Below are 14,266 nucleotides of genomic sequence, written 5' to 3' on the forward strand. Positions count from 1 at the left end.
TAAAAATTTAAAATTAATTTTAACTAACTACTAACGTAACTGTTGGTAGTTTTTTATTATATATATACAGGTTTAACTCACTAAATAACAACGCTCAACTAAATCATTCGTAAAATTTATCTTTAATAATGAGTTAGTGCTTTATTTAAAGAGATGAGTAATATAAAATATAAAAGGATAATAAATTTAGTATTATAGAGGTGTTCTGGGTGCTTAACTTTTTTAAAAATAACAAGCTTGTTGTTGTTTTATGTGCGATTATCGTTTTTATAGCGTTAATAGGTTTATCCATTCGTTCTCAAACTCAATCACCTCCAGAACAATATGTCGGCGACTCGGTTTCTTTGGGGCAAAGAGCTGTAAGTTATCCGATTCATTTTGTAACTGGAGCTATTGGAAATATCTTTAATAAAGATGGATCGAAACAAGATAAAAATAAAATCAAACAACTTGAAGCGGAGAATCAGAAATTAGAGACAGAAAATAAAAAATATAAAAAAGAACTTGATGTGAAGGATTTATCAAAGTATGAACCTATTTCTACAACGGTCATTGCTAGAAACCCAGATCAATGGATGAATACTATTGTGATAGATAAAGGGTCTAAGTCAGGCATTAAGAACAATATGGCTGTGATGACTTCAGAAGGTTTAGTAGGAAGAGTGACGAAGGTAAATCAATTTTCATCGCAAGTGGATTTGATTTCTACTAACACACGTGCAGGTAAACTTTCAGTGAATGTACAACATGGTTCTAAGAATGTTTTTGGTTTAATTGATCATTATGATGCTAAAAATGAAGAGTTAGTCATCAGTGACATCAATAATAAAGATAGCGTGAAAAAAGGAGATAAGGTTGTTACAAGTGGTTTAGCGGATCAATTACCAAGTGATCTTTACATAGGCGAAGTAACTGAAGTAGAGAATGACCAATATGGTCTTGCTAAAGAAGTTAGAGTTAAAACTGGCGCAGATTTAGCCGACTTAAACCATGTATATGTAGCAAAACGTGATGTGAACACGATTCCTGATGATGAAAGTGGGGGTAACTAATGCGTACCCTTTACTATTTTCTTATTGGAATTTTATTATTCTATATTGATACCGCAATTGGATTAGTGATTCCTTTGCATTTTGGTAAAATTGATATCATTTTTGTGCCTCATCTAACGCTGATGTATATTTTAATTATGACAGTGTACAGAGGATTCGGTGTAGCACTTATACTTGCTATATTCTTTGGTATCATTACTGACTTATATTTTGGAAGCATTTATGGCTTATACATGTTTGGCTATATCATTCTTGTCGTACTTATAGATAAATTCTTTAAAGTATTTTATAGAGACTATTCGATGCTATTTGGTATCGTACTCTTAAGTACAATAGTACTTGAAATATATGTTGTTGCGATATACGGTGTCATTGGATTTATTCAATTTAACTTTATTGAATTTATTTTATTCAGACTTGTTCCAACACTGTTACTTAATTTCATATTACTATTGATCTTATTTCCAATTATTATTAAATTTACTAAAAAAGTACAAAACACAATTGACAGTAAAGCTAAGCGATGGTAAGATTCAATAGTTGAGTAGTTTCAGGCTACATACAACCGCTCAAATACAGGTTTAAGAACAATAAAGCATAAAGTTTATATTTAACTTGAGCTGACGTCACCTGTATATGGCGTGACTTATATTATAGGAGGTGCAAAGTATGTTTGCTATTATTGAAACAGGTGGAAAACAAATCAAAGTAGAAGAAGGTCAAGAAATCTTCGTTGAAAAATTAGACGTAAATGAAGGCGACTCATTCACTTTTGATAAAGTATTATTTGTAGGTGGCGATTCAGTTAAAGTTGGTGCGCCAACTGTTGAAGGTGCTTCTGTTACTGCTACTGTTAATAAACAAGGTCGCGGTAAGAAAATCACTGTCTTCACTTACAAACGTCGTAAAGACTCTAAACGTAAAAAAGGCCATCGTCAACCATATACTAAATTAACAATCGATAAAATTAACGCATAATTTTATGATTACTGTTGATATTACAATTGATGATGAAGGCAAAGTGACAGATGTGATCATGGATGGCCATGCTGATCATGGTGAATATGGTCATGACATTGTCTGTGCTGGAGCCTCAGCTGTTTTATTTGGTAGTGTAAACGCAATTATGGGATTGACATCTGAAAAGCCTGATATCGATTACGACGATGATGGTGGTCATTTTCATATAAGAAGTGTTGATACTAATAACAAAGAAGCGCAATTAATTCTTCAAGCGATGTTAGTTTCTTTACAAACGATTGAAGAAGAATATAATGAGAATATCAGATTAAATTATAAGTGAGGTGTATCCCGATGTTAAAATTAAACTTACAGTTCTTCGCATCTAAAAAAGGGGTAAGTTCTACAAAAAACGGACGTGACTCTGAATCTAAACGTTTAGGTGCTAAACGTGCTGACGGTCAATACGTATCAGGTGGTTCAATTCTTTATCGCCAACGTGGTACTAAAATCTACCCTGGTGAAAATGTAGGTCGTGGTGGCGATGATACATTATTCGCTAAAATCGACGGCGTTGTTAAATTTGAACGCAAAGGTCGCGACAAAAAACAAGTTTCTGTATACGCAGTAGCTGAATAATTTTGTCTAGTTAACACCAGAAGTGAATGCTTCTGGTGTTTTATTTTTGTTTAAAACGACATCATATTTAAATATGATTTTTCTAAAAATAGTGATAATGATATAATTATAAAGATGAAAATTGCAGATCAAAAGAGGTGAGATATATGTTCGTCGATCAAGTTAAAATATCTCTTAAAGCTGGTGACGGAGGAAACGGAATCACAGCTTATAGAAGAGAAAAATACGTCCCTTTTGGTGGACCTGCAGGTGGCGATGGTGGTAAAGGTGCTTCTGTCGTATTTGAAGTAGATGAAGGTCTAAGAACTCTTTTAGACTTTAGATATCAGCGTCATTTCAAAGCTAAAAAAGGTGAAAATGGACAAAGCAGTAACATGCATGGTAAAAATGCCGAAGATTTAGTGCTAAAAGTACCTCCTGGCACAATCATTAAAAGTGTAGATACTGAAGAAGTATTAGCCGATGTAGTTGAAGATGGTCAAAGAGCAGTTGTAGCTCGCGGAGGACGAGGCGGACGTGGTAATTCAAGATTTGCAACTCCAAGAAATCCTGCCCCAGACTTTAGTGAAAATGGTGAACCGGGCGAAGAGCTAGATGTTACCTTAGAACTTAAATTACTTGCAGATGTAGGCCTAGTTGGTTTCCCAAGTGTAGGTAAATCAACGTTATTATCTATCGTTTCTAAAGCGAAGCCTAAGATTGGTGCTTACCACTTTACTACTATTAAACCTAATTTAGGTGTTGTTTCCACACCAGATCAAAGAAGTTTTGTTATGGCCGATTTACCAGGTCTTATAGAAGGCGCTTCAGAGGGTGTAGGTTTAGGACATCAATTCTTAAGACACGTGGAACGTACGAAAGTGATTGTTCACATGATTGATATGAGCGGTTCTGAAGGTAGAGATCCTATCGAAGACTATAAAGTAATTAATCAAGAATTAGTGAATTATAAACAACGTCTTGAAGACCGTCCGCAAATTGTTGTCGCGAATAAAATGGATATACCTGAAGCTGAAGAAAACTTAGAACTTTTCAAAGAAGAAATAGAAGATGACGTGACTATCATTCCAGTATCAACGGTTACGCGTGATAACATAGACCAATTATTATATCTCATTGCAGATAAACTAGAGGAAGTTAAAGATATTGACTTCTCAGTTGAAGAAGATGAAAATGTAGGCGTCAATCGTGTACTATACAAACATACACCTTCTCAAGATGCATTTACGATTACTAGAGATGACGATGGTGCATATGTTGTAAGCGGAAATGCTATAGAAAGAATGTTCAAGATGACAGACTTTAATAGCGACCCTGCTGTCCGTCGATTTGCCAGACAAATGCGTTCTATGGGAATTGACGATGCACTTAGAGAAAGAGGATGTAGCAACGGTGATATCGTAAGAATTCTAGGTGGAGAGTTTGAATTCGTCGAATAGGAGTGTAAACCTTGGACAATAAAGATTATAAAAAGTTTTATTTAATTAGAGAAGATGTATTACCTGAATCTGTGGTTAAAACTTTAAAAGTAAAAGATGCTTTGAAAAACGATCCTAAGTTGTCCATTTATGACGCTGTAAAACAGTACGATTTGTCGCGTAGTGCCTTTTATAAATATAGAGAGACAATCTTTCCAGTTGATGAAAAGATGCTCGACCATAGAGAGTTTACATTAATATTGTATGTGAATGATATCGTTGGAATGTTAGCACAAGTGTTGAACACAATCTCTCAATTACAATTATCTGTTCTAACAATACATCAAAGTGTTCCAATGGAAGATAAAGCAACGATTACGTTATCACTGAATGCGCAATCTTCTCATTTATCAGTTGATGATGTGGTTAATGCACTGAGAAAGATAGAACATGTTTCAAAAGTAGAATTAATAAGTATGAGTATGTAAGGAGTGCTAACATGTATGCATATGTAAAAGGGACCTTATCTCAGCTATTTCCAACCCACGTTGTTGTAGAAACAGCTGGAATAGGTTATGAAATACAGACACCGAATTCTTATCGTTTTCAAAAATATTTGGATAAAGAAGTACAAATATATACATCACTGATAGTTAGAGAAGATGCACAATTACTTTATGGCTTTATTAGCGAAGAAGAAAAAGACATGTTCCTTAGTTTAATTAAGGTAACAGGTATAGGGCCTAAATCAGCCTTAGCAATCTTAGCTGCTAGTACTCCAAATGAAGTTAAACAAGCAATAGAGAATGAAAATGATGCATATCTCACACAATTCCCAGGGATTGGTAAGAAAACCGCCAGACAAATTGTGTTAGATTTAAAAGGTAAGGTAACGATTAATGAAGAAAACAGTGAGACACTACTTCAAGTTGATTTAAATTCAACTGAACAAAGTCAAATCGTTAAAGAAGCAATGCTTGCATTAGAAGCACTAGGTTATTCTAAACGCGAACTTTCTAAAGTGGAAAAGGTGCTAAACAAGCAAAGTATTACTTCAGTGGATGAAGCAGTTAAACTTGGTTTACAAACCTTAATATCTTAATATAAATAATAATGATTTAATGGGGGAAACGTATATGGATAAAAGAATGGTCGATCAAGAATTTCATGATGAAGACTCGGCTTTTGAATTGTCATTAAGGCCTACAAAACTTAAACAATATATCGGTCAATCCTCTATTAAAAGTAATCTAGAAGTATTTATAAAAGCTGCTAAATTAAGAGAAGAACCACTCGATCACGTTCTATTATTTGGTCCTCCTGGACTAGGTAAAACGACTCTTTCCAATATTATTGCTAATGAGATGGAAGTGAATATAAGAACGATTTCTGGTCCGTCTTTAGAGAGACCAGGCGATTTAGCAGCTATTTTATCTGGATTACAACCAGGCGATGTATTATTTATTGACGAGATCCATCGTCTTAGTAGTGTTGTAGAAGAAGTACTCTATCCTGCGATGGAAGACTTTTTCCTAGATATCATCATAGGTAAAGGTGATGAAGCAAGAAGTATCAGAATTGATTTACCACCATTTACTCTTGTTGGAGCGACGACGAGAGCTGGTAGTTTAACTGGTCCGCTTAGAGATAGATTTGGTGTTCATTTAAGACTTGAATATTATAATGAAAATGAACTAAAAGAAATTATCACACGTACTGCTGAAGTACTTGATACAGGAATTGATGAAGAAAGTGCCCTAGAATTAGCACGTCGGTCACGAGGTACACCGAGGGTTGCAAATAGATTATTAAAACGTGTGAGAGATTTCCAACAAGTGAATGAAGATGATCAAATCTATATTGAAACAACCAAAAGGGCATTACAATTATTACAAGTTGATCAAGAAGGTTTGGATTACATAGACCACAAAATGATGAATTGTATTATCAACCAATATAATGGTGGCCCTGTAGGCTTGGATACGATTGCAGTATCTATAGGTGAAGAACGTATTACAATTGAAGACGTTTATGAACCGTTTTTAATCCAAAAAGGCTTTTTAGAGAGAACGCCACGTGGTAGAAAAGCTACGGCATTCGCTTATGAGCATTTTAAAAACATAGATGAAAAGAGGAAGTAAGTTGAATATTGAAGAATTTGACTATCATTTGCCAGAATCTTTAATCGCTCAAACACCCTTAAAAAATAGAGACCAGAGTCGCTTGCTTGTGCTTCAAAGAGAAACTGGCGAAATGGCTCACCTTCATTTTAAAGATGTTATAGATTATTTGAATCCTGGTGATACGTTAGTGCTAAACGATACACGTGTGATGCCGGCACGTCTCTTCGGTTTAAAAGAAGAGACCGGCGCCAAAGTTGAAATGCTAATGCTCACTCAAATCGAAGCTAACGACTGGGAAGTTTTGCTAAAACCAGCTAAAAGAATTAAAGTTGGGAATCGTTTAAGTTTTGGTGATGGTAAGATTGTTGCTGAATGCGTTAAAGAATTAGAGCAGGGTGGACGTATTATGCGTTTACATTATGAGGGTATATTACAGGAACGTTTAGACGAGCTAGGTGAAATGCCACTCCCACCATATATCAAAGAGCGTTTAGATGATCCAGATCGCTATCAAACAGTTTATGCTAAAGAGAGTGGATCAGCTGCTGCGCCGACTGCAGGACTTCATTTCACGGAAGCGTTACTTGATCAAATTAAAGCTAAAGGGGTAAATATAACATTTATTACCTTGCATGTAGGTTTAGGCACATTCCGTCCAGTTAGTGTAGATAATATTGACGATCATGAAATGCATAGTGAATATTATCAAATGACGCGTGAAACTGCAGAATTATTGAATCAGACAAGAGCGAATGGAAAGAGAATCATTTCTGTAGGAACTACTTCTACTCGTACTTTAGAAACGATACGACGTGACCATGAGCAATTTGTTGAGAAAAGTGGATGGACTGATATCTTTATTTACCCGGGATTTGAATATAAAGCAATTGACGGTTTAATTACTAATTTCCATTTACCGAAATCTACATTAGTCATGTTAGTCTCTGCTTTCAGTACGAGAGATAATATTTTAAACGCATATCAAACAGCAGTTGAAATGAAATATAGATTCTTTAGTTTTGGAGATGCAATGTTAATTATTTAATAGAATGTGAGGTTTAACATATGCCTGCAGTAACTTATGAGCATATAAAAACATGTAAACAATCAGGAGCAAGATTAGGTATCGTACATACACCACATGGTTCTTTTGAAACACCAATGTTTATGCCTGTTGGTACGAAAGCTACTGTTAAAACAATGAGTCCTGAGGAATTAAGAGAGATTGAAGCAAAAATTATTTTAGGAAACACATATCATTTGTGGTTGCAACCTGGAAATGATATCATCAAGCGTGCTGGGGGACTGCATCAATTCATGAATTGGGACGGTCCGATACTAACTGATTCTGGTGGATTTCAAGTTTTCAGTTTAAGCAATTTACGTAATATATCTGAAGAAGGTGTAGAATTTAGACACCATACGAATGGGTCAAAACTATTTCTTAGTCCTGAGAAATCAATGCAAATTCAAAATGATCTAGGTTCAGATATCATGATGGCATTTGATGAATGCCCGCCAATGCCTTCTGAATACGATTATGTGAAAAATTCAATTGAAAGAACAACACGATGGGCTGAAAGATGTTTAAAGGCACATCAACGTCCTGAAGACCAAGCTTTATTTGGTATTATTCAAGGCGGAGAATATAAAGATTTACGTGAACAAAGTGCGAGAGAACTTGTTGATCTTGACTTTCCTGGATATGCCATTGGTGGTTTATCTGTAGGAGAGCCTAAACCAGTTATGTATGAAATGGTTGAACATACAGAGCAATTTATGCCTAAAGACAAACCAAGATATCTTATGGGCGTTGGTTCACCTGATGCACTTATAGAATGTAGTATCAGAGGTATGGATATGTTTGATTGCGTTTTGCCTACTAGAATCGCTAGAAACGGTACATGTATGACGTCTATTGGACGTGTAGTGATCAAAAATGCGAAATATGCTGATGATTTAGGACCTTTAGATGAACATTGTGATTGTTATACATGTCGCAATTATTCAAGAGCCTATATCAGACATTTAATCAAAGCGGAAGAGACTTTTGGTATCCGTCTTACTACTATTCATAATTTACATTTTCTGCTAAAATTAATGGAAGATATAAGACAAGCCATTCGAGAAGACCGTCTTTTAGATTTCAAAGATGAGTTCTTTGAACAGTATGGATTAAATGTAGAAAACCCTAAAAACTTTTAAAGAGGAGAATTAACAATGGGCCAATTTGCATCATTAATTTTGCCGATTCTATTATTGGCAGTTATGTGGTTCTTTTTAATTAGACCACAACAAAAGCGTGCTAAAGCACATCGTGAAATGATTAGCCGTGTAGAATCAGGTCAAAAGGTTACTACAATCGGTGGTATTAAAGGAACTGTTAAATCTGTAGATGAAACTACAGTTGTGATCACAGTAAATGGTCATGGTACAGAAATGACTTTCGAGAAACCAGCCATTAAACAAGTAGATCCTTCATAAAACAGAAGTCATTTTGACAAAATTGGAACTCAAGTTGTTGAGTTCCTTTTTTTTATTTAATTATGATGTTTTAATGACAAAACTCCATTCTTTTAGCCAACAATTTCACTATTAAGTGTAGTATGTTAATATAGATAGGTCGTTAAAGTGAACGTAATATCATTTTAACTTGCATGATAATTTATTCATCGAGTATTCTAAATACATAAGTAAATAATGAGGTGTTCATGTGAAGAAAAGTAGTAGATTAGTTGCATTCATACTCCTCGTAGTTCTATTGTTTGCTGGAATGGGACTAACGTATAAGAATGTAGTTAAAAATGTTAATTTAGGACTTGATTTGCAAGGTGGTTTCGAAGTACTTTTCCAAGTTGATCCTTTACATAAAGGTGAGAAGATAGATAAGAAAGCACTTCAAGCTACATCTCAAACACTTGAAAGTCGTGTCAACGTCTTAGGTGTTTCAGAACCTAAAATTCAAATTGAAGACCCTAATCGTATTCGTGTTCAATTAGCGGGGATTAAAGACCAAGCACAAGCACGAAAAATGTTATCAACGCAAGCCAATTTAACAATTAGGGATGCAGAAGACCATGTTCTTATGTCTGGTTCAGATATTAAACAAGGTTCAGCAAAACAAGAATTTAAACAAGAAACAAATCAACCAACTGTTACATTTAAAGTTAAAAGTAAAGATAAATTTAAAAAAGTCACTGAAAAGATTTCAAAAAAACGTGACAATGTAATGGTCGTTTGGATGGATTTCAAAAAAGGTGATAGCTACAAAAAAGAGGCTAAAAAACAGCAAGAAGGTAAAGAACCTAAATATGTCTCAGCAGCAAATGTAGATCAACCTATTAATTCAGACAGTGTTGAAATTTCTGGTGGATTCAATGGTAAAAAAGGTGTGAAAGAAGCTAAGCAAATTTCTGAGCTATTGAATGCTGGTTCATTACCTGTAGATCTTAAAGAAATTTATTCAAATTCTGTAGGTGCACAGTTCGGTCAAGATGCACTCAATAAAACAATATTCGCGTCATTTATTGGTGTCGCAATTATTTATTTATTCATGTTAGGATTCTATAGATTACCTGGTTTAGTAGCGATTATCGCTCTAACTACATATATCTACTTAACATTAGTAGCATTTAACTTTATTTCAGGTGTACTTACATTGCCAGGACTCGCTGCGTTAGTTCTAGGTGTAGGTATGGCTGTAGATGCTAATATTATTATGTACGAACGGATAAAAGACGAACTTAGAATAGGACGAACGCTTAAACAAGCTTATTCTAAAGCTAATAAGAGTTCATTCTTAACTATCTTTGACTCCAACCTTACAACTGTTATCGCCGCAGCAGTATTATTCTTCTTCGGTGAAAGCTCAGTTAAAGGTTTCGCAACAATGCTCTTACTAGGTATCTTGATGATATTTGTTACTGCCGTCTTCTTATCTCGTGGTCTTTTAAATTTATTAGTATCATCTAATTTCTTCAAGAAACAATACTGGTTATTTGGTGTTAAGAAGAAAGACCGTCATGATATGAACGATGGTAAAGATGTTCATGATCTTAAGACCTCATTTGAAAAATGGAACTTTGTTAAGTTAGCGAAACCGCTTATCGCATTAAGTATATTAATCGTCGTGGTTGGTTTAGTTATTTTAGCAGTCTTTAAACTTAACTTAGGTATCGATTTCTCATCTGGTACAAGAGCTGATATTAATGCGAAACAACCTTTAACACAAACTAAAGTTGAAAAAGCTGTTAAAGATGTAGGTTTAGAACCAGATCAAATTCAAATTAATGGTAGCAGCAATAAAGGAGCTACAGTACAATTCAAAAAAGACTTATCACGTGCTGAAGATAATAAATTGAGTGATAAAATCAAATCTGAATTTGGCGATACACCTCAAATCAATACCGTATCTCCATTAATTGGTCAGGAATTAGCCAAAAACGCAATTACTGCGCTTATATTAGCGTCATTAGGTATTATTATTTATGTATCATTACGCTTCGAATGGCGAATGGGCTTATCTGCTGTACTTGCCTTATTACATGACGTCTTTATTATCGTTGCGGTATTTAGCTTATTCAGAATTGAAGTAGACCTTACATTTATCGCTGCTGTCTTAACGATTGTAGGTTATTCAATCAATGATACGATTGTTACATTTGACCGAGTAAGGGAGAACTTACACAAACTTAAAGTCATTACAAGTCCTGAACAAATTGACGATATGGTCAATCGCTCAATTAGACAAACAATGACAAGATCAATTAATACAGTGTTAACTGTAGTTGTTGTAGTTGTGGCAATCCTCATTTTTGGTGCGCCAACAATCTTTAACTTCTCATTAGCATTATTAATTGGTTTAATCTCAGGTGTATTCTCATCTGTATTCATAGCTGTGCCTTTATGGGGCATCATGAAAAAACGTCAATTGAAAAAATCTCCAAATCATAAGCTAAAAGTATACAAAGAGAAGAAATCTAACGACGAAAAAATATTAGTATAATTCCCAATTTATCTGCCAGTAGAGCACATCGCTTTATTGGCAGTTTTTTTATGTAAATTTTCAAACCACAACGGGTTGTACTTTTTATTTTATTTAAATTTCGGTATAATGACTTTTGGAAATGAGGACGATTGTTATGATTAAACCTAAATATAATTGGGATTTAGCTGAACCAACTGAATACATAACAGAAGAACTTGCAAAGGAACTCAAACTTTCTCCGATAGTCAAAAAGGTTTTAGAGAGTAAAAATTTAGTACAAGAAGAAATGATTCAAGATGTACTACAAGATAAAATCATTAATCATGATCCTTGGGCGCTCAGTGATATGCAAAAAGCGGTGGATCGTATTAATTTAGCTATTGATAAAAGTGAGCGTATTTTAGTATATGGTGATTATGATGCTGATGGTGTGACTTCAACCACTATACTTGTTAATACGCTGCGTCAATTAGGTGCGCAAGTAGGATGGTATATTCCTAACCGCTTTAGTGAAGGATATGGTCCAAACGCACTTGCTTTTCAAAATGCATATGAAGAGGGCACGTCACTTATCATCACTGTTGATAATGGTATCCAAGGGCACGAAGAGATAAAAATGGTGCAAGACTTAGGGGTAGATGTGATTGTGACCGACCATCACGAAATAGGTCGCACTTTACCTGAGGCTTATGCGATTGTACATCCCATGCATCCTGAGTTTAGTTATCCTTTTCAATATTTATGTGGTGCTGGAGTGGCGTACAAACTTGCACAAGCTTTAATAAGTCATCCACCTCAACAATTTCTAGCGCTAGCAGCTATAGGGACTATTGCAGACTTAGTATCCCTCACTGATGAGAATCGTTCTATCGTTAAACAAGGTCTAAATATACTTAATAACAATGCACCTGTGTCTATTCAAGCCATATTGAAGCAGGCTGGATATAACGATAATATCAACGAAGAAACGATTGGTTTTATCATCGGACCGAGATTAAATGCTGTAGGACGTTTAGAAGATGCGTCGCTTGCTGCTGAATTATTAATGTCAGAAGAGATAGAAGAAGCAGAATTTTTAGCTGAACAAGTCGAACATTTTAATCAAGAAAGAAAAGACATCGTTTCTGAGATTACTGAAGAAGCATTAGCTTTAGCTGAAGAACAAGTTCAACAAGGACATTTATTCTTATTATTAGCAAAAGAGAATTGGCATGAGGGTGTATTAGGTATTGTGGCTTCTAAAGTTGTCGAAACATACGCTTTACCCACGCTGATACTAAACATTGATTTAGAACAAAATCATGCCAAAGGGTCTGCGCGTTCGATAGATCAAGTATCTATGTTCGAGATTTTAAATGCGCACCAAGATTTAATTTCAAAATTTGGTGGTCATCATATGGCTGCTGGAATGACTATGGATATTGAGAATATCGATGAACTGCGCAAAGGATTAAATGACTGGATGCGTCAACTTGCTGAAACGACATCATTAGAACCAAGAAAGCATGTTGATGTTTTACTTGATGAAAGAGAAATTTCTGTTAAAAATATTCGAGACATTCAAAGACTACGTCCATTTGGTACAGATTTTAATAGCCCAACATTTGAACTCAAAGATTTAAATGTACAGTCTATCAAAGCGATAGGCCAAGATGGGAAACATTTGAAATTATCACTCGGTGAAAATCAAATCGCAGCACTCTATTGGAGTAATGGGCACCTTGCAAATGAATTAGAAATAGGGCAACCTGTTAACTTAATAGGACAATTACAAATCAATGAATGGAATGGCAATCAATCGCCACAGCTTATTATTCAAGATATAGCTATGGAAACACTACAGATTTTAGACTATCGTAGTAAACGTAAGCATTATCAATTCTCAGAAGATGATGTGAACACTGCCTATGTCATTCATCCTAGAAAAGAAAAAACAACAAATCATCATTATCATTATGGTGAGGAAATTTCGACAAATTATGATAAAGTCGTATTTAGAGATTTGCCAAATACGATGGATGAAATTGAGCAAACATTAAATCAATTACAATTATCACAACTTTATCTTGTATTACAACACGAGCAGTCAATCTATTTTGAAGGTATGCCAAGCAAAGATCTTTTCAAAAATTGTTATAAAGCATTAATTAATAAAAAGGAAACAAACCTCGTTGAAGAGGGTATGATGTTATGTGAATATTTAAAAGTTAAGCCTGAATTACTTAAATTTATGCTTAAAGTATTCAAAGATTTAGAATTTATTTATGATGATCAAGGAATTATTAAAATTAATAGCCAGCCAAGTAAGCAAGCTATAGAATCAAGTCATATTTATCAATTGAGACAGTCACGAATGGAAGTTGAAAAACGATTATTGTATGATGACTTTTCAAATATTAAAGAATGGATAAAATCTCAGTTAAGTTAATTTATAGGAGGAAATTTAATGGATTTAAAACAATATGTTTCAGAAGTTGAAGATTGGCCAAAACCGGGTGTGAGCTTTAAAGATATTACAACGATTATGGATAATGGTAAAGCATATGGATATGCGACTGACCAAATCGTTGAATATGCGAGAGAAAAAGAAGTAGACGTGGTTGTTGGACCGGAAGCTAGAGGATTTATTATTGGATGTCCTGTTGCTTATTCAATGGGCATTGGATTTGCTCCTGTTCGTAAAGAAGGTAAGCTACCTCGAGAAGTTATCCGTTACGAATATAGTTTAGAATATGGCACTAATATTTTAACGATGCATAAGGATGCGATTAAACCAGGTCAACGCGTGTTAATCACTGATGACTTACTCGCTACTGGAGGTACAATTGAAGCGGCGATTAAACTTGTCGAGAAGTTAGGTGGAATTGTCGTTGGTATCGCATTTATTATTGAATTAAAATATCTCCATGGTATTGAAAAAATTAAAGATTACGACGTCATGAGCCTTATTTCTTATGATGAATAGAATAAAGCCATAATATTAGTTATATCTTGTGTTAATATGCAGTTAATACAAGGTATAACTTTTTTATTTTTGAAAAATCGAAATCAACAACGTATCATTGCTACTAAATCAAGGATGATGGA

At 34.6% G+C, this 14,266-nt stretch carries 15 protein-coding genes and 1 other annotated feature; all 15 genes read left to right on the forward strand.

Translation table 11 applies throughout. The features are described from left to right. Window positions 1-209: 209 nt before the first annotated feature. The 15 genes from mreC (at window position 210) to CD155_RS05220 (ending at window position 14,144) form a co-directional block, all read left to right on the forward strand. On the forward strand, window positions 210-1,052 hold the full coding sequence (gene mreC, locus CD155_RS05150; protein ID WP_070830964.1) for a rod shape-determining protein MreC: 843 nt from the start codon (window positions 210-212) through the stop codon (window positions 1,050-1,052). After that, window positions 1,052-1,582, forward strand: coding sequence for a rod shape-determining protein MreD (gene mreD, locus CD155_RS05155; protein ID WP_002443272.1), 531 nt, complete (start codon window positions 1,052-1,054; stop codon window positions 1,580-1,582). Before mreC ends, mreD begins: the two co-directional genes overlap by 1 nt. Before the next feature lie 23 nt (window positions 1,583-1,605). Further along, window positions 1,606-1,709: a sequence feature (ribosomal protein L21 leader region), on the forward strand. A gap of 12 nt (window positions 1,710-1,721) precedes the next feature. Continuing rightward, complete coding sequence (gene rplU, locus CD155_RS05160) at window positions 1,722-2,030, forward strand: 50S ribosomal protein L21 (RefSeq protein WP_002443269.1); 309 nt, start codon at window positions 1,722-1,724, stop codon at window positions 2,028-2,030. A 4-nt stretch (window positions 2,031-2,034) separates the two neighbouring features. Next, window positions 2,035-2,355: a ribosomal-processing cysteine protease Prp gene (locus CD155_RS05165; RefSeq protein ID WP_002443268.1), complete on the forward strand. Its 321-nt coding sequence runs from the start codon at window positions 2,035-2,037 to the stop codon at window positions 2,353-2,355. 11 nt (window positions 2,356-2,366) lie between these two features. Beyond that, window positions 2,367-2,651: a 50S ribosomal protein L27 gene (gene rpmA, locus CD155_RS05170; protein ID WP_001830822.1), complete on the forward strand. Its 285-nt coding sequence runs from the start codon at window positions 2,367-2,369 to the stop codon at window positions 2,649-2,651. A gap of 146 nt (window positions 2,652-2,797) precedes the next feature. Beyond that, a complete protein-coding gene (gene obgE / locus CD155_RS05175) occupies window positions 2,798-4,090 on the forward strand; it encodes a GTPase ObgE (protein WP_103212725.1) in 1,293 nt (430 codons plus the stop codon). A gap of 11 nt (window positions 4,091-4,101) precedes the next feature. Further along, window positions 4,102-4,557 carry an ACT domain-containing protein gene (locus CD155_RS05180; RefSeq protein ID WP_002443266.1) on the forward strand — a complete coding sequence of 152 codons (456 nt, stop codon included), beginning with the start codon at window positions 4,102-4,104 and terminating at the stop codon, window positions 4,555-4,557. An 11-nt stretch (window positions 4,558-4,568) separates the two neighbouring features. Then, window positions 4,569-5,171 carry a Holliday junction branch migration protein RuvA gene (gene ruvA / locus CD155_RS05185; protein ID WP_103212726.1) on the forward strand — a complete coding sequence of 201 codons (603 nt, stop codon included), beginning with the start codon at window positions 4,569-4,571 and terminating at the stop codon, window positions 5,169-5,171. 34 nt (window positions 5,172-5,205) lie between these two features. Next, window positions 5,206-6,210, forward strand: coding sequence for a Holliday junction branch migration DNA helicase RuvB (ruvB, locus tag CD155_RS05190; RefSeq protein WP_037541493.1), 1,005 nt, complete (start codon window positions 5,206-5,208; stop codon window positions 6,208-6,210). A gap of 1 nt (window position 6,211) precedes the next feature. After that, complete coding sequence (queA, locus tag CD155_RS05195; protein ID WP_103212727.1) at window positions 6,212-7,237, forward strand: tRNA preQ1(34) S-adenosylmethionine ribosyltransferase-isomerase QueA; 1,026 nt, start codon at window positions 6,212-6,214, stop codon at window positions 7,235-7,237. 20 nt (window positions 7,238-7,257) lie between these two features. Further along, on the forward strand, window positions 7,258-8,397 hold the full coding sequence (gene tgt, locus CD155_RS05200; protein WP_103212728.1) for a tRNA guanosine(34) transglycosylase Tgt: 1,140 nt from the start codon (window positions 7,258-7,260) through the stop codon (window positions 8,395-8,397). A 15-nt stretch (window positions 8,398-8,412) separates the two neighbouring features. After that, entirely contained in the window at window positions 8,413-8,676 is a 264-nt protein-coding gene (yajC, locus tag CD155_RS05205) for a preprotein translocase subunit YajC (protein WP_002443260.1), read from the forward strand. A 229-nt stretch (window positions 8,677-8,905) separates the two neighbouring features. Continuing rightward, window positions 8,906-11,197 carry a protein translocase subunit SecDF gene (gene secDF / locus CD155_RS05210; RefSeq protein ID WP_070872026.1) on the forward strand — a complete coding sequence of 764 codons (2,292 nt, stop codon included), beginning with the start codon at window positions 8,906-8,908 and terminating at the stop codon, window positions 11,195-11,197. A gap of 136 nt (window positions 11,198-11,333) precedes the next feature. Continuing rightward, a complete protein-coding gene (recJ, locus tag CD155_RS05215; RefSeq protein ID WP_103212729.1) occupies window positions 11,334-13,607 on the forward strand; it encodes a single-stranded-DNA-specific exonuclease RecJ in 2,274 nt (757 codons plus the stop codon). 18 nt (window positions 13,608-13,625) lie between these two features. Then, the gene (locus CD155_RS05220) at window positions 13,626-14,144 is read left to right on the forward strand and encodes an adenine phosphoribosyltransferase (protein WP_002443255.1); all 519 of its coding nucleotides are present in this window, start codon (window positions 13,626-13,628) and stop codon (window positions 14,142-14,144) included. Window positions 14,145-14,266: the final 122 nt, after the last annotated feature.

This window comes from Staphylococcus caprae, assembly GCF_002902725.1.
Classification (GTDB): Bacteria; Bacillota; Bacilli; order Staphylococcales; family Staphylococcaceae; genus Staphylococcus; species Staphylococcus caprae.